This is a genomic window from Kistimonas ophiarachnellae, from assembly GCF_057552235.1.
Window position 1 is genome coordinate 135,847 of sequence record NZ_BAAJPA010000002.1, and the last position, 16,943, is coordinate 152,789.

Consider the following 16,943-nt stretch of genomic DNA (forward strand, 5'->3'; position numbering starts at 1 on the left):
GTATAGCTATTTAATCGGTGTTTTTGCCAAGATATAAAGCGAAATACTGAAAAAAGTTTGAATTTTCATAGAGATACCCGGGGCGCATATGAATACGTACCGGGTATCGGCTTATCGGATGACAGGCGTTTGGGTATCGGCCGCATGCTGATAGGCGACGCTGAAATCACTCAGGCTTTCAATAGCGTTTTCCTGAGTTTCCGTATTGACCAGAGAGAAACTGTCGAATCCGCAGCGGGAAAGGAAGTAGAGTTGGTCCCGGTGAATGTCTCCAATCGCCCTGAGTTCCCCCTCGAAACGGTAGCGCTCACGCAACAGGCGTGCGAGGGAGTAACCGCGTCCATCGGTAAAGGCGGGGAAATTTATGGCAATCACCTGTGCCTGATCGATGTTGCCTGCAATGTCTTCGGGCGCTTCATGACTATCCAGCCATAAGCCTGCAGGGGGATTTTTCAACGATCCACTTTCTGTCCATTGATTCCAGAGGGGCAGTGGTACGATAGAGTGCCTGTTGATTGAGTCAGCGTTGTACGCTTCTGCTTTGACAAGCACATAACTATCATCAGTAACGCGCTGATTTTTAATGATCTTTCCTGGCATATGCCCGCTCCTTGAATGGTTCCAGGCCAATACGGCGACTGGTAGCAATGAAGGTTTCGCCTGCTATACGCTTTTCGACATAGACCTGCAGCAGGCGTTCCAGGATATCCGGAACATCGTCGCGGCTGAATGAGGGGCCAATGATCCTGCCAAGCGAGGCATCGTTGCCTGAGGCGCCGCCAATCTGTATCTGGTAATACTCTTCCCCTTTCTTGTCGACGCCGAGAATGCCGATATTGCCGATATGATGGTGCCCGCAGGCGTTCATGCAGCCGGAAATATTGAGGTCCAGGTCGCCTAAGTCGTAGAGATAATCCAAGTCGTCGAAACGGCGCTGAATCGCTTCCGCGACAGGCAGTGACTTGGCATTGGCCAGGGCGCAGTAATCACCTCCGGGGCAGCAGATAACATCCGTGAGCAATCCAAGGTTTGGCGTGGCGAAGCCAGCGGCTTTTAATGCCTGCCAGAGCGAATAGAGTGTCTCTTTTCGGACATCCGGCAGAATCAGGTTTTGCTCATGGCTGATGCGGAGTTCACCGAGGCTATAGGCTTCTGACAGATTTGCCGCCGTGCGCAGTTGCTCAGTGCTGATATCACCGGGGGCATAAGCGGTGCTTTTGAGTGATAAGGTGACAGCAGCGTAGCCGGGTTGTTTATGGCCTGACACGTTACGTGAAACCCAGTTATCAAAAGCCTTGTCTGCAGATCGTTGCTGTTGGAAGTTTTCAGAGTCTGCGGGAAGGGCTTCGTAAGCAGGGTCAACAAAGTAACGGGACACCTGCTCCACCGACTTTTCGGACAGGGTGCCGGGACCATTCTTCAGGTGCTCCCACTCGCTCTCTACCTTCTGGCGAAAAGCGTCAATGCCCAATGCCTTGACCAGGATCTTGATGCGAGCCTTATACTTGTTGTCCCGTCGGCCAAACCGGTTGTAGGTACGCAGTATGGCATCGAGATAGGTCAACAAATGCCGCCATGGCAAGAAGGCGGTGATTTCAGTGCCCAGCATGGGGGTTCTGCCCAGTCCGCCGCCTACCAGTACACGAAAGCCCAGTTCTCCTTCGGTATTCGTAACCAGTTCCAGTCCGATATCGTGAGCCTTAATGGCGGCGCGATCTTCTTTGGCGCCGTTAACGGCAATTTTGAATTTACGCGGCAGGAACGCGAATTCAGGATGAAAGGTCGACCATTGGCGAATGATCTCGCACCAGGGGCGGGGATCGGCGATTTCATCCTCGGCGATTCCTGCAAACTGGTCCGTGGTTGTGTTTCTTATGCAGTTACCGCTGGTCTGGATGGCGTGCATATCCACATCAGCCAGTTCAGAGAGAATAGCCGGTACCTGTTCCAGCGCGGGCCAGTTCAGCTGAATGTTCTGACGGGTGGTCAGGTGGGCATAACCCTTGTCATAGGTCTCAGTGATATCCGCAATGGTTCGAAGTTGCGAGGCGCTGATGATCCCATAAGGTACGGTAATCCTGAGCATGGGGGCATGCCGCTGGACATAGAGGCCATTTTGCAGCCGCAGTGGTAAAAACTGTTCTTCACTGAGCTCTCCGTCAAGATAGCGCTGAGTCTGGCTCGCAAACTGCTGAACCCGTTCCCTAACCAGTGTTTTGTCATGCTGATCGTATTGATACATGTGATATCTTTTTTCTGGCCAGGCATCCTGTCTGGCAATGTTGTTATCAGGGCGAAGAATTTTGAGGAAAATACCAATGCTCTTATATATTTAAAAGTAATATTTGGTCATAAATATCTTGTTAAAAGTAATAAGAAGGGTGTTAGCTTGTTGAAACCCCTGACATTCGCTAGTCTGGTCTGGTTACATTTTTTGAAACAAAGCGAGGGGAAGGTCATGTCTCACGAAACCGAACAAACAGATAGCAAGACTGATGCGTGGGCAGCCGTTGCATTGATCATGATCGTAGTGGTTGCTGCAGTCTATTGGGTCAGTGGTCAGTAAGAGCAGTTTTAACCGAGGACGGTATTAACGATACTGATCAGTACAACAATAAAAACCACAGTGAACAGTATCCCGGCAATAATGAAGTGGCCGGGTTTCCCTTCAGTGAAATCCCTTTCACGATTTCGGTTGCTTTGAACGCCAAATGCTGCAGCCAACACGCTCTGCAAAATCCGAAGTATCCGTAGTCCTTTTTTATGCGTCATGTTTTTCTTTGTGATTTAAAGGGTTTTTGAAAGGGCAATGTTCTTTATCGCCGTTCCATGCGTGTTTACTCATCAGCAAATTGCTCCTCCAGTATGGTGTAAGAGGTTGGACCAGGCCAGTAGCCATGGAGTTCAACATGTCGTTGCCCGGTTAGCCAGTGACCCAGTGGGTTGTCCCAGTGAATGGTGTAGTGGTCACTGTTGATCATGCCGATGAATTTCAGCTCGAGCCGCAGGTGGGCGGCATCCAGTGGAATATTGCCAAATGTTCGGGTCAGTCCGCCACTGAGCTGTGTATGCTCGTGAACCTCTCCATCAGTGGTGTTGTAATGGAGATCGGCGTTCACGATATAGCTGCCATGGTGGTTGTTAAGAATGATCTGGAAGGCATTGATCATCCCTATCCATGTAGGAATGATGGTTGCGCCGTCGACAGAGGCGAAGCTGAACGCGATGGGTACCAGTGTACTTGTCACCGAGTTGGCGTTGCCAGGCCAGGTATGGGTTGAGATGGCGCCGGTGGATTCCGTTTTCAGGAAAGAGGCTTCTACCGAACCACTCCCGAGCATACTCTCTATATTGCTGGCTTTTCCCGTAATACTCCACGTTGCGTTGTCAGACAGTGAGCCGGCATTCATACCGCTTTTCGCCCAGATGACGCCGGTGACCATGCCAAACCCTTGTGAAATGCCATAATCCGAATCATACATGTTGACCTTGGCGGCTTCCGACTGGAGCCATGTCATGTTGTCTTTCATGACATTGACCGGGGTATCCACACGCTCATGGGAGGAAACAGCCCACTGGGTGGCTATGGAGCCGCTTTTTTTGAATGTCCACTGAATCGTAGTACCGATTTCCGGTGATGATGAGTCGTCCCGTGAGGGAAGTTTGTCGCCCAGGTTTACATTGAATTGAGACGTCGTGACATACTCTGTTGAAAGCTTCATGACTTCCGACATGGGTGTTTTACTGGTGGTAATGTTGGGCACCATGCCAATTCGTTCGAATTCACCCGTATTGGTGTTGATATAACCAATGGCTCCTGCCGTAATGGAAGTATCAAGATTCCAGTTGCCCCAGTGATCCGGCTGGTCGGTCCGAAGCAGGTCGGTAAAGGTGCGGGTCCATAAGCCGCGGTCGGGCATGGAACCCGCCAGGTTGATGCGTTGAGTCGTATCGGCTCCACTGGTTGACAGGAGGAAAAAGCTGGTCAGTAAGATCGGTATTTTTGCGGGGAACATGGTCTAGCTCCTGGCTCGTCACCGGTCAGTCGTGAAAATCAGGGATAGGAAGCGTTCGGTAGATAGGCTTAATCACCGACAGGAAGGGGCATGCAACAAACGCTCAGCCAGTATAGAACAGTCTGATGGATGTCGTTCTGGAAAACGGATGAACCAGGCTGGCCTGGTTCATCCGGTGTGGGTGGATATTACTGGCCGCTTAACAAAACCGCTTCGGCGTGTTCAATCTGCTCAGGGGTTCCGTTGATCAGTACGACGTCTTCAGGGCATAGTGTCGGATCGTTGCACAAGGGAACGGATGTTTCCTCACGGGTTAGCTTTTGTACATGGACACCGGTTTTCTCCAGAGGAATCTCTGAGATCCGCTTGCCCACAGCATAGGCCTTTTCAGGCAGGGTCACGGCATGCAGGAACTGCTGAGGGTTGCCATCCAGGTCATGGAGCGCTTCGCTGGTGCCAAAGAAAGAGCCATGCAAAATGTTGTAATGCTGGCGTCTTACTGCGTCAATCCGCTGGGCGACCGCCAGTTTGTTATGGCCCAGAAGGTGCAGCACATGGCTGATAATCAGCAGGCTGGACTCAAGGACTTCCGGGAAAACTTCGGTGGCGCCATCCCGTTTCAGGGTGTCCATCATCGCATCATCGCGGGTACGCACCAGTATCGGAATGTCAGGATTCACGCTGCGGATTTTTTTTAAGGCCGCATGGGCGTTACGGGAGTTGTTGATGCAGATGGCAACCAGCCTGGCACGCTTGAGTCCGGCCGCTTCAAGCAGTTCAAGCCGCTGGCAGTCGCCATAGAAAACCGGCATGCTGGCCCGTGTGGCTTCCCGGACATGGACCGGATCGTCATCCAGTACCGCGAAAGGCAGGCCCTCTTTATCCAGGAAACGGCTGATGGCCTGGCCGACACGTCCGTAGCCACAGATCAAAATATGGTTTTCCATATTTTCTGTTTCCTGCCGGATGCGGTCGGCAGACGAGGTCATGGTGGGGCGCTTCCTGCTTTCGCCGGTCAGGCGCTCGGCGATGGTTTCGCTGTAGCGAATCAGTAGTGGTGTCACAGCCATGGAAACGATGGTGACAGAGAGGATCAGCGAACTGGTGCTGGTAGGCAGGAACTGGTTATTGGCTGCCAGCGCCACCAGTGCAAAGCAGAATTCGCCACCCTGGGCCAGTGACAGACCGGTGCGAATAGCAGCCTTGCGGTCTGGAAAAACAAAATAACTCAGCTGACTGATCAACAGGGCTTTGAACAGTATCAATCCGGCGCTGGCCAGAAGGATAAGGTGCCACTGGGTCAGGAATTGATCCAGGTCCAGCATCAGGCCTATCGAGACAAAGAACAGACCAAGCAAAATGTCACGGAACGGGCGGATGTCTGCCTCTACCTGGTGGCGGTAATGGCTTTCGCCCAGCATCATGCCGGCAACAAATCCGCCCAGTGCCATGGATAGAGACAGTAAATGCGTCAGCCAGGCTGCCAGCAATGCGACGACGATAGCCGTCAGAACGAACAGCTCTTCAGAGCGCGCACGGGCAATTTCATGGAATATCCGTGGCATCAGCCAGCGGCCGATCATCAGCATAAAGACGACAAACAGCCCCCCCTTGACCAGGCTGACCAGCAGCGACATTGCCAGGCCGGATTCGCCAAAGCCGCCGACGGCAGGCACCAGTATGAGAAAGAAGACCGCCGCAATATCCTGGAAGATGAGTGTGCCAATAGCCAGCTGGCCATGGTCAGACCGGATCTCGTTGCGGCGTGAGAGTTCTTTGGAAACAATCGCCGTGGATGACAGGGACAATCCGGCAGCCATCACCAGCGCCCCGGCATGGGAAAAGCCCAGCAGGAGCCCGCAAAAGCCAATCAGCACGGTGCTGATCAGTACCTGAAGGCCGCCCAGGCCAAACACGACTTTGCGCATGGCCATCATCTTGGCCAGTGAGAACTCCAGTCCCAGGGAAAACAGGAGAAATACCACGCCCATTTCTGCCAGCAGGCTGATATCAAAACTGCCGTCGATGACGCCTGTGGCGGTCGGGCCAAGGATCAGGCCGACCACCAGGTAGGCTAAAGTGTCGGAGATGCGCAGGCGGTGGAAGACAGCGATACAAACCACTGAGAGGGAGAAAATAATAAGAAGCTGGTTGAAAAAGCTGAAATCCATGCAATCCCCTGTTACGACAGTTAGTTATTTCGTTGTCATCCCTGGCCTGCAGACGCTGTTGCAGCCAGTTGATTTATCACGTTATTTTACGCGTGCTGGTGGTTTGGTGACAGACAGGAATGTTATTACTACTCACTATATCTGTAAGATTTACTGACATACTTCATTCATAAAGAGCATAGTCCAGTGTCAGGGGCGCTGACTGGCCAAATGGGGGTTATCATGATTACGCTGTTCCTCTATACAACAGAGTGCTGCCACCTGTGCGAGCAGGCTCTGGAAATGTTGCTGAACCTGAAACCCGCAGAACAATTTGCCCTGGAGTTGATTGATATTGCCGAATCCGATGCGCTGATTGAGCAATATGGTGAGCGGATTCCCGTTATACAGACGGCGCACGATGGTCGAGAGCTGGGCTGGCCGTTTGATGCGCAGCAGGCCCTTAACCTGCTCGAAGGCGCTGAACAGGTTAGTTGACCTGCGTTCAAAGCGAATCTTCAAACTGGTGGCTCGGGCTCATCTCTACGTGTTATTCAAGTAACTGGCTCAACAGACTGCCATCGCGCAGAGCCCGTTTTACCAGGGCGGTTCCCCCTAACCAGCGTTGCTGGTAAATCGTCGAAACTTCGAGGGCAGGGGGGCGAGAAACTCCCTGGACCGTGCCTGTTTCCAGGGAATGTTGAATGACGGGGGCTATGAGCGGAAAAGCCGCTGCAATTTCGCCGGATAGGATGATTTTTTCGGGGCGTAACAGGTTAACGCTCATGGCGATGACGTTGCCAAGGTGTTTTGCGGCATCTTTAAGGATATTCACCGCCAGTGGGTGCTGGTTTTGGGCCGCAACACAGATGTCACTGATAGATTGGTGTTCTATTGGTCCACAATCTGCCGATGCACGATGGTCCTGCGCCAGTTGGTTATAGCGGTGCTCAATGGCAGGGTTACAGACCATCGTTTCCAGACAGCCATAATTACCGCAGTAGCAGCGTTGCCCCAACGGATCAACCTGGATGTGACCGATCTCACCGGCTGCGCCCAGGCTACCTTCAAAGAGTTCCCCGTGAATCATCATGCCTGCACGCACGCCGTTATGAATGCTGATGAACAGACTGTTATTACTGTCTTGTGTTGCGCCGAAATAGTGTTCCGCAAGACACATGGCAGCGGTGTCATTACCGATATAGCAGGGGATTTCCAGGGCCTGTTGTACCTGTTTCGCCAGATTCAGCTGACGGACAGTAATATTGGGCATGAAATGAACTATACCGGCCTTGCTGTCTATCAGGCCGGGAAGAGTGATGCCAATGCCTGTGAGCGATGTTATCTCGCGAGCATTGCTGCGAATAAAGTCTCGCATGGCCTGGATCAGGGCTTTGCAGAACCCTGCTTCTGATTCGGTGGATGCATCCACCGTATGCTTCCTGATTAATTGTCCGGACAGGTCACAGAGTCCGAGATGAAACTGGTTGCGGCCGGCTCTCACTGCCAGTAATTGCCTGGCTTGTGTGTTGATGGCCAGCGAAACGGCGCGACGACCACCGGTGGACGCCTGTGATGCGACTTCCCGGATCAGCTGGTGGTCCATCAGCAGGCGTGATATGCGTGTCAATGTGCCTGGTGCCATCAGGCACTCACGGGCAAGCTGTATCCGGGACAGGGGGCCGGACTGGTCGATGGTTCTGTAGACAGTGGCAATAGGGTGTAATCTGAGCTCCTGGCCCGTGGATTCCGTTTGTTTCATGACGTGCTGTGTGTCTCGTTGCGCCATTCCCGTAGTTTGCCGTCTGCAACCGTTGCTGTGACGGTGAAATTCTGGTCCAGGATAACAAGGTTTGCCTGCATGCCGGGTTTGATCTGGCCAATGTGTTGATCCATGTCGATGCTGCGTGCGGGGGTGGCTGTCGCCATGGTGATGACGTCTGTCAGCGGGATTCCGATCTGGTCAATACAGTGTTTGACTGCCCGGTCCATGGTCAGTGCGGAGCCGCCGATAGTGCCTTCCGCACTCAGGCACTTGCCCTCGCGATAATAGACGGTCTGGCCGCCAAACTGGAATTGCTCGATCTGGGCGCCTGCGGCCGGCGTGGCGTCAGTGACAAGGCAGAGTCTTTCGCTGCCGAGCAGACGCCATGCCAGGCGAATGTTCTGCCAGTCAACATGAATGCCGTCAGCAATGATCCCTGCCCGAATGCCAGGATCATCCAGGATGGCGCCGACAGGGCCGGGTTCGCGGTTGGCAAGAGGAGGCATGGCGTTAAACAGATGTGTGGCAAAACGGGCGCCAGCCTTGATTGCGGCTGCAACCTCCGTGCTGGTGGCTGCAGTGTGTCCAATAGACACCATGATGCCTGCTTCCGTTAACTGCTCAATGGTGCCAGCCGGGCAGACTTCGGGGGCAAGGGTCACCATGCGGATTGTGCTGCTGTTGTCACAGATCAGCCGCAGGAGGACAGGGTCAGGCTGTCGCACATGATGAATGTCGTGAATGCCTTTTCGCTTGGGGTTTAGCCAGGGGCCTTCAATATGAAGACCCGGTACCCGCTGGGGATGGCATTTCTGGTAGTCGGCAGTGACTGCTATGGCGGTCTCAATATCACTATCGTCGCAGGTGATCAGTGTCGGCAGAAAACTGGTGCAGCCATGTCGGAGGTTGGTCTGGTGCATTCCATCCAGTGTTTCTGTATTGATCGCACTGTTGAAAAGAACCCCGCCGCATCCATTGAGCTGGAGATCGATAAATCCCGGGCAGAGCCATTGGCCGCCAAGCGAGTGTACGGCGATATCTGAAGGTACCAGGTCGTCAGGAATGATGGCCTCAATACGACCCTCTGAAATGATGACCGATTGATTTTCAAGGATTGCCCCGGCCGAAACGATATTTCCGTGTGTCAGCGCAAAAGTCTCTGATTGACAGGTGTCCATCTCAAAATCCCTGGATATGTTCTGCTTCAATGCCTTCAAAATACCGGAGCGTCCTGACCGTAAGATCCAGCGTGGCGGCCTCATCGCAGACCAGTAGCGTTTTGGCATGCAGTTGCAATGCTGAGATCGTCCACATGTGGTTAATTGCATCTTCCACCGCGGCCTTGACGGCGCGGGCCTTGCCTGAACCTGTAGCAAGAATGATAACTTCGTCGGCATCCATGATGGTTCCCACGCCGACGGTCAGCGCGAGCCTGGGTACCTGGTTGATATCACCATCGAAAAAACGGGCATTGGCCTGGCGGGTATCCAGTGTCAGTGTCTTGATTCGGGTACGCGAGCCCAGGGAAGACCCGGGCTCATTAAACGCGATATGGCCATCATGGCCAACGCCGCCAAAGAAGAGGTGAATGCCGCCAACCGCTGCGATGCAATCTTCATAGCGCTCGCATTCGGCTTCCAGATCCCTGGCGTTGCCGTTCAGAAAGTGGATGTTGTCAGCAGGTATATCGATATGTCGAAACAGGTTGTCATCCATAAAGGTGCGATAGCTCTGGGCGTGTCCGGTCGTCAGGCCGACATATTCATCCATGTTGAACGTGATGACATGCCGGAAGCTGAGTGCTTCCTCGCGGTGAAGGCGCACCAGTTCCCTGTAAGTCATCAATGGGGTGCTGCCGGTTGGCAGCCCCAGAACGAAAGGACGGTCTGGGCCGGGATTAAATGCCTGAATGCGGTCTGCAATATGGCGTGCAGTCCAGCGTCCTGCAGTATGAGCATCTCGCAGAGGGATAAGACGCATGATTGTCTCCCGGCTAGTCACTTCGGATGGCGCTTAAGGCAAGAGCAGACACCGAACCAGAGGTTAAAGATCAATTTTTAGATAATTTACATAATAAAATAATAGGCGGTTAATGGGTCAAATTCTTTTCGTTCAAGCTTGTTTTTTTGATTCGGACATAAGATTTATCGCTATATATTTCACAATATAAAAAATGCAGGTGCGATGATGCCGTAAACGCTGCTGGCTGACCGGTTTGCACGCAAGATCGTCGGCTGCAGCGCGCGCCTGAAAGTGTTTCAGTCAATAACAATGACAGCGCAGCGAAACTGCTAGAAGCGTGTTTTGCCGCTTTGGGCGGTCGTGAGAATATTACCAGTCCTGTACAGCTGGCCACGATGCGAGTTCGGGTTGAACGATTTAACCCTGAACGTCTGGACCGGGATAAATTGAAAGTCTCAGGGTTGCTGGGGCAGATGCTTATTAGCGAAACCGTTATTCATTTGCTGGCAGGCGATCAGGCTGCAGCGCTGGCGAAAGGTTTGCAGTTCTGACATCTTGCATGACAGGTCAAAACAGGAAGGGAAGAGGCAATCTTTCCTTCTTTGTTTGATAGGTAGCCTTTAAGATGTTTCCTAACGGCATGATATCAAAGTGTTTTTCCAAGCTTAGCAATATAGTTTTAAATAACATTTTGGTTTAACTGTACTAACACTTTTGATCTGGTTTCCCTGCAACAAAGCCGTTACTGTAATGTAAGGATTGTTGAGGGCAAACTGAAAAAACGATTTATGGTTAATTCAAACGCGCAGCGTCATGCACGGCTGCTCAGGCTGGCATCCACCGCGTCGGTTGTCACCGCAGTCATATTGATTGTGGCCAAGCTGTTTGCCTGGTGGGTCAGCGGCTCGGTGAGCATGATGGCCACGGTCATTGATTCAACGCTGGACGCCTTTGCCTCGCTGGTCAACATGGTTGCCGTCTATATCGCGCTGAAACCGGCCGATGAAGACCATCACTTTGGTCATGGCAAGGCGGAACAGCTGGCGGCATTGGCTCAGTCTGCGTTCATTGCGGGTTCTGCCATTTTTCTGATTCTCCATGCGATCAATGACCTGACCAATGACGTGGAGATCGACAATGAGCAGATCGCCATAATGGTCATGGCCTTCTCGATCGTCTGTACTCTAGTGTTATTGCTGATTCAGAACTATGTCATTCGTCAGACTAAGTCCATCGCGATCAAGGCTGACGAAATGCACTATCGAATGGACTTGATTACCAATCTGAGCGTTATTCTGGCCCTGGCTTTGGCGGCTGCCGGTTATAGGGAGGCGGATGCGATTTTCGGTATTCTCATTGCCCTGTATATGCTTAACAGTGTCCGCAAGGTGGGCTGGGAAGCCATCCAGATGTTGATGGATAGAGCATTGCCGGAAGAAGAGCTGGAACGCATCGAAAAGACCATTCTCAGCATTGACGGGGTTCAGGGCGTTCACAACCTGAGAACCCGTATATCAGGTGCTGTACCCATTATTCAGTTTCATCTGGATGTAAAGGGGGATCAGAGCGTTAGAAAGGCGCATGATATAGGTGGCAACGTCAAGCGGGCTATCCTTGAGTGGATGCCGGATGCAGATGTTACGTTTCACCTGGATCCAGACTGAGTCATTGATCTTTCAGTCAAAAGGCTACCGGTTTTATAAACCGGTAGCCTTTTTTTTATTGAGAGGTTAAACGGTTTGTGTGGCGGGTTTCGTTTTATGCACGGTTTTTCTGGCCAGCAGGGTATAGATTACCGGCACCACAAACAGTGTGAACAACGTACCGATCATCATGCCGCTGGCGATAACGAGACCGATATTGAAACGGCTCACGGCGCCGGCGCCGGAAGCCAGCAGCAACGGTACAATCCCGAGCACGGTAGCCCCGGTCGTCATCAGTACCGGACGGAGCCGGAGTGCTGCGGCTTCTTCCACGGCTTTGCGGATATCCAGCCCTTGTTCCCGGCGCAGCTGGTTGGCAAATTCGACGATCAGAATGCCATGTTTGGTAATCAGCCCTATCAATGTGACCAGGCCTATCTGGGTATAGATGTTCATGGTGACACTGATACCTAAGCCATGCTCAAACATATTGCCCAGCACCAATGGGATCAGGGCGCCACAAATGGACATGGGCACCGTGACCATGACAACCAGCGGATCCCTGAAACTTTCAAACTGGGCAGCCAGCACCAGGAAAATGACCAGAAGGGAGATAGCGAACGTCACCAGCAAGGCTTGCCCCTCTGTAATGTACTGGCGAGAGCTGCCCTCATAATCAATACCAAAGCCCTCCGGATTGATCTCGGCAGCTTTTTCCTGCAGGAATGCAAGTGCTTCGCCAAGGCTGACCCCGGGTGTCAGCATGCCCTGAAGTTTGGTCGAATTGAGCTGCTGGAACTGGGTCAGCCGGTTGGGCTGTGTTTCAGCGCTGACGGTGACGATGGCGGATAATGGCACCATATCGCCAGACTCTGATCGAACGTAGTAACGTTCCAGCCACTCAGGGGTAAGCCGGAATTCCCGTGGCGCCTGGGGGATCACCTTATAACTGCGTCCTTCGATGCTGAACCGGTTCAAATTGCCGTTACCCAGCATGGTCGACAGCGTAGTGCCGATATCCCGCATGCTGATGCCCAGGCTGGCCGCCTTGTTTCGATCGACCATCAACTGGGTTTCAGGCCGGTTAAAACGGAGTTCATTGCTGATAAACATGAACAGTCCGGATTCCCGGGCGGCTTTTGTCAGTGCTTCGGAAATCTGGTAAAGGGTTTCGTAGTCACTGGTGGTATTTACCACGAGTTGTACCGGCAAGCCGCCACCCGCGCCGGGCAGGGAGGGCATGTTGAAGGAGAAGACTTCCAGACCGGCAACCTGGCTGAGATGGTTGTTCTGCAAGTCCTTTTGAATGGCGAACTGGCTGCGATGGCGTTCATGCCAGGGTTTCAGCAGCATACCGCTGAACGACATGTTAGGGCCGCCATCACCGTTCACCAGGAACGAACTCTCATATTCCGGAAACTGCCGGTAAATGGCTTCATAGGTATCGGTGTAACGGTTCAGGTAATCAATGTTCGCGTACTGGGGGGATTTGGACATGACAAAGATAATGCCCATATCCTCGTTAGGCGCCAGTTCGCTGCGGGTTTCCATAAACATCACGGGAATGGCGCAGAAAACCACTGCGGCAAAAAGCAGGGTGGGACCCCGGTAAGCGAGTCCCCGGCGTATGACCGCCTGGTAGGTGTTTTTCAGTTGCTCAAAACGATGATCCAGCCACTGGACGAACCGACTGTCATTGCCGGCCGGTTGTAATAACCGGGAACACATCATCGGAGACAGTGTCAACGCGATAATGCCGGAGATGACGACGGCGCCTGCCAACGTAAAGGCAAATTCCCGGAACAAACTCCCGGTCAGGCCGGTCATGAATCCGATCGGGGCATAAACTGCTGCCAGGGTAATGGTCATGGAAATGACCGGCAGGGCAATTTCACGGGCGCCTGCCAGCGCAGCCTCAAACGGGGGCTTGCCGTCCTCAATATGGCGATGGATGTTCTCCACGACCACAATGGCATCATCCACTACCAGTCCGATGGCCAATACCATGGCCAGGAGTGTCAGCAGGTTGATGGAATAACCCATCAGATGCATCAGGAACAATACGCCAACCATGGAAAGTGGAATGGCGACGACAGGGATCACAACAATCCGCAGGGATCCCAGGAACAGGAAAACCACCAGGATGACAATCAACGTCGCTTCCAGCAGGGTTTTTACGACTTCATCGATGGATGACTGGATGAATTCTGTGGCGTCATACACGATATCGGCATTGAGCACATCGGGGAGTTGGGCCTTGATGCCGGGTAGAATCTGCCTGACCCGATCAATGACATCCAGGGGGTTGGCGGATGGCGTGGCGGAAATGCCGATGTAAACCGACTGAATCCCGTTGAAGGCCACATAACTGTCGAAATTCTCTGCACTGAGCTCAATGTCGGCAACATCCTGCAACCGGACCAGGGTATCGTCATCGTTTCTGACAATGATGCGACGGAAGGCCGCTTCGCTGCTCAGGTCTGTGCGGGCGTTGACACTGGTAACGGTCAGATAACTTTTGGTTTCACCCGCGGCAGATTGAAAGTTATTGTCAAGAATCGCCTGGTTGATATCCGCTGCCGTAACGCCCAGGGCGGCCATGCGCACCGGATCGAGCCAGACGCGCATGGCAAAGGTCTTCTGGCCCAGTATCTCCGCGCTCCCGACACCTTCCAGGGTTGCTAGCCTGGGTTGTACAACCCGGGTCAGGTAATCCGTCACCTGCTCGTTGCTCATCGCATCGCTGTAAAAACTCAGGTAGAGCAGGGCGGAACCCTTGTTGTCACCTTTTGTGATGACAGGGTCTTCTGCTTCAGACGGCAGCTGGTTTCTGACCTCGTTGACCTTGGCCATGATTTCCGTCAGTGCCCGGTCGGCACTGTATCCCAGTTGCAGGTAGGCGGTGACTGTTGAGGTGTTCTGGCTGCTGCTGGAGGTCAGGTAATCAATGCCCTCCGCTCCGGCCATGGCCTGCTGGACAGGTGTTGTCACAAAGCCCTGCATCAGCTTGGCGCTGGCGCCGGGATAGACTGTCGTGACGGTGATCACGGCGTCTTCCATGGCGGGATATTCGCGCACGGGGAGCTTCTGGAAGGCCTGCAATCCCAGGAGAAGAATCAGCAGGCTGACCACGGTGGCAAGGACGGGGCGCTGGATGAAAATATCGGTAAATGCTTTGCGGGTTGTCACAGACATACGGCTTGCCCTCAGAGTTGCACATTGTTGTTAATGACAACGCGGGTGCCGTTATCCAGCTTCAGCTGGCCGGATGTGACGACCTGTTCAGTACCGTCAAGGCCTTCCGTAATGGCGACACGGCCTTGCTGGCGTTCGCCGGTACGCACAAAGGTTCGTTTGACGGTCAGTGTTTCCGTTTCATCCTCATTGTCCTGACGATGGATGGCATAGACGGAATCACCATAGAGGGTATAGGTAACGGCCGTTTCAGGGACGGTGATGACGGGGACCTGTTCGGCAAGAATAATGTCGATATCGGCAAACATTCCGGGTAACAGCTGGGTATCACTGTTATCAACGATGCCGCGGACATCAATGTAACGGGTATCACTGTCCACCTTGGCATTGATGGCATCAATGGTGCCGGTAAACCACTGGTCACCGTGGGCCGGGACCTTGAATCGGATGCCCTGGCCTTTGAACAGGTCAGGAACGGCCTGCTCCGGCAGGCTGAAGTCGATGTAAAGGCGGGATAGATCCTGCAGGGTGGCGATTTTGTCGCCTTCGCTCAGGTAATCCCCCGGCTCGGCCCGGCGAATGCCGATAGTGCCGCTGAAGGGCGCCGTGATTCGTTTTTTGCGTAGCTGGGCTTCAGTCTGGGCGACGGCAGCCCGGGCTTCGTCCAGTGTGGCGGCGCTCTGGTCAAACTGGGTCTGGGAGATGGCGCGTTTCTCGATCAGGGCGCGATCGCGGTCGTAGGTCAGTTGGGCCAGCTTCAGGCGGGCCCTGTAACTCTTCAGGTTGGCCTGTTCCGTCTGGTCATCCAGTTGCAAGAGTGGTTGTCCTGCAGAAATCGTTTCACCGGATTGAAACGTGACCTCCCGAACAATGCCTTTGACTTCGTTTTTGAGCTCGACTCCCTGTATTGCCGTGAGACTGCCGATGGTCGCCAGGCGGGGCTGCCAGGTTTCCTGCCGGACAGTTTCGGCGGATATGGTGACTGGAGGTGGCGTGAAGGAGGCGAAAATTTGCGCTGTCATGTGCTTTTCAAGCAGCTTGTAGCCACCCAGTGAGCCAAACAGAAGGGTCAGCACTACACCGGTGAGCAGCCATCGCTTAAGCATTCTGAGTCCCCTGAATCCCTGTTTTTATTGATGGTGTTTTTGTTTTTTTGCAGACGCCGCGGCATGATGGCGGCTCTGAGTGCGGCTAACTATACCGCAGGCTGTTTTGTCGGGGAAACGTTACGTTGACTTGATGGTCAGGAAAGGCGGCGCCGGTTTAAATCCAAGTGGATCAGTAAGTGAGCAAATGCATGATTACAGTCTCAGAACTGGCGGTGTACCCCGTCAAGTCCTGCCGACAGCGCGTTGTGACAGAGCGGATGATAGACGCCTTTGGGTTCAGTGGCGATCGCCGCTGGATGGTGGTCGACCGTGATGGAAAATTTATCACCCAGCGACAGTTTCCACGGCTGGTTCTGGTGACGGTTGAGGAGCAGGGAGCGGGTATCCTGCTCTCTGCTGAAGGTATGGCGTCGCTTGCTGTTCCGTTTCCACGTGAGAGTGAAGCGGCTCCCTTGAAAGTGCAGGTATGGAAGGACACCTGCCAGGCGCTGTGGGCCGGTAAGGAAGCCGATGACTGGTTCAGCCGATATCTCGGGGTTGAATGTCGACTGGCCTGGATGCCGGATAACTTCCTTCGCCAAGTGGACAGGGACTATGCCGAAGTAGGCGACCAGGTTTCTTTTGCTGACGGCTTTCCTTTCCTGTTGATTTCAGAGGCGTCGCTGGATGATTTGAATTCGCGACTTGAAACGCCTGTACCAATGCACCGCTTTAGACCCAATATTGTTATCCGGGGATGTGATCCCTACGAAGAAGACCGGTGGGACAGGATACGCATTGGCGACATTGCGTTCAGTGTGGCCAAACCCTGTAGCCGCTGTGTTATGACAACAGTTGATAGTCAGACGGGTGTGAAAACCGGCGAGCCGTTAAGGACACTGGCGTCATACCGGCGGCAGGATAAAGGCATTATGTTTGGTCAGAACCTCATCCATCACGGGCAAGGGCGGATGGAGCAAGGCATGCCGGTCGATATTATAAAATATAAATAATATACAATCATATATCTTGCTTTAACAGATCAATCACATCCTGAAACATTGGGGTTTACTGACATCAATCATTGCGAATACGGGAAGATACCTACGCCATTCATCGCGTCG

The 16,943-nt window shown here is 53.2% G+C and carries 14 protein-coding genes; 4 read left to right on the top strand and 10 right to left on the bottom strand.

Annotated features, from left to right (window positions below):
• Nucleotides 1-111: 111 nt before the first annotated feature.
• The 5 genes from AC27K1_RS02855 to AC27K1_RS02875 form a co-directional block, all read right to left on the bottom strand.
• Nucleotides 112-600 (bottom strand): DUF934 domain-containing protein, encoded by a 489-nt coding sequence (locus tag AC27K1_RS02855; protein ID WP_487148163.1) that lies wholly within the window; start codon nt 598-600, stop codon nt 112-114.
• Nucleotides 581-2,242, bottom strand: coding sequence for a nitrite/sulfite reductase (locus AC27K1_RS02860; protein ID WP_487148164.1), 1,662 nt, complete (start codon nt 2,240-2,242; stop codon nt 581-583). Before AC27K1_RS02860 ends, AC27K1_RS02855 begins: the two co-directional genes overlap by 20 nt.
• Nucleotides 2,243-2,574: 332 nt before the next feature.
• Nucleotides 2,575-2,772, bottom strand: coding sequence for a DUF2970 domain-containing protein (locus AC27K1_RS02865; RefSeq protein WP_487148165.1), 198 nt, complete (start codon nt 2,770-2,772; stop codon nt 2,575-2,577).
• 65 nt (nt 2,773-2,837) lie between these two features.
• A complete protein-coding gene (locus tag AC27K1_RS02870) occupies nt 2,838-4,016 on the bottom strand; it encodes a hypothetical protein (protein ID WP_487148167.1) in 1,179 nt (392 codons plus the stop codon).
• Between the two features lie 188 nt (nt 4,017-4,204).
• On the bottom strand, nt 4,205-6,187 hold the full coding sequence (locus AC27K1_RS02875; RefSeq protein ID WP_487148168.1) for a cation:proton antiporter domain-containing protein: 1,983 nt from the start codon (nt 6,185-6,187) through the stop codon (nt 4,205-4,207).
• 222 nt (nt 6,188-6,409) lie between these two features.
• On the opposite strand from AC27K1_RS02875, the gene AC27K1_RS02880 reads away from it, so the two are divergent.
• A complete protein-coding gene (locus AC27K1_RS02880) occupies nt 6,410-6,664 on the top strand; it encodes a glutaredoxin family protein (RefSeq protein ID WP_487148169.1) in 255 nt (84 codons plus the stop codon).
• Between the two features lie 52 nt (nt 6,665-6,716).
• On the opposite strand, the gene AC27K1_RS02885 is transcribed toward AC27K1_RS02880, so the two are convergent.
• From AC27K1_RS02885 to nagB, 3 genes are read right to left on the bottom strand one after another with little or no spacing between them, the layout of a single operon-like run.
• On the bottom strand, nt 6,717-7,928 hold the full coding sequence (locus tag AC27K1_RS02885; RefSeq protein WP_487148171.1) for an ROK family protein: 1,212 nt from the start codon (nt 7,926-7,928) through the stop codon (nt 6,717-6,719).
• Nucleotides 7,925-9,109 (bottom strand): N-acetylglucosamine-6-phosphate deacetylase, encoded by a 1,185-nt coding sequence (gene nagA / locus AC27K1_RS02890; RefSeq protein WP_487148172.1) that lies wholly within the window; start codon nt 9,107-9,109, stop codon nt 7,925-7,927. The genes AC27K1_RS02885 and nagA overlap by 4 nt, the downstream gene beginning before the upstream one ends.
• 1 nt (nt 9,110) lies before the next feature.
• Entirely contained in the window at nt 9,111-9,911 is an 801-nt protein-coding gene (gene nagB / locus AC27K1_RS02895; RefSeq protein ID WP_487148173.1) for a glucosamine-6-phosphate deaminase, read from the bottom strand.
• 377 nt (nt 9,912-10,288) lie between these two features.
• Between nagB and AC27K1_RS02900 the strand changes: the two genes are divergently transcribed.
• Nucleotides 10,289-10,444, top strand: a complete 156-nt coding sequence (locus AC27K1_RS02900; protein WP_487148174.1) for a hypothetical protein — start codon at nt 10,289-10,291, stop codon at nt 10,442-10,444.
• Between the two features lie 237 nt (nt 10,445-10,681).
• The gene (locus tag AC27K1_RS02905; RefSeq protein ID WP_487148175.1) at nt 10,682-11,557 is read left to right on the top strand and encodes a cation diffusion facilitator family transporter; all 876 of its coding nucleotides are present in this window, start codon (nt 10,682-10,684) and stop codon (nt 11,555-11,557) included.
• A gap of 66 nt (nt 11,558-11,623) precedes the next feature.
• Here the strand turns inward: AC27K1_RS02905 and AC27K1_RS02910 are convergent, their stop codons facing one another.
• Both AC27K1_RS02910 and AC27K1_RS02915 read right to left on the bottom strand, forming a co-directional pair.
• Nucleotides 11,624-14,731, bottom strand: a complete 3,108-nt coding sequence (locus tag AC27K1_RS02910; protein ID WP_487148176.1) for a MexW/MexI family multidrug efflux RND transporter permease subunit — start codon at nt 14,729-14,731, stop codon at nt 11,624-11,626.
• Between the two features lie 11 nt (nt 14,732-14,742).
• Entirely contained in the window at nt 14,743-15,837 is a 1,095-nt protein-coding gene (locus AC27K1_RS02915; protein WP_487148178.1) for an efflux RND transporter periplasmic adaptor subunit, read from the bottom strand.
• Between the two features lie 191 nt (nt 15,838-16,028).
• Here AC27K1_RS02915 and AC27K1_RS02920 point away from each other — a divergent pair, with 191 nt between their 5' ends.
• Nucleotides 16,029-16,832 carry an MOSC domain-containing protein gene (locus AC27K1_RS02920; protein WP_487148179.1) on the top strand — a complete coding sequence of 268 codons (804 nt, stop codon included), beginning with the start codon at nt 16,029-16,031 and terminating at the stop codon, nt 16,830-16,832.
• Nucleotides 16,833-16,943 lie beyond the last annotated feature (111 nt).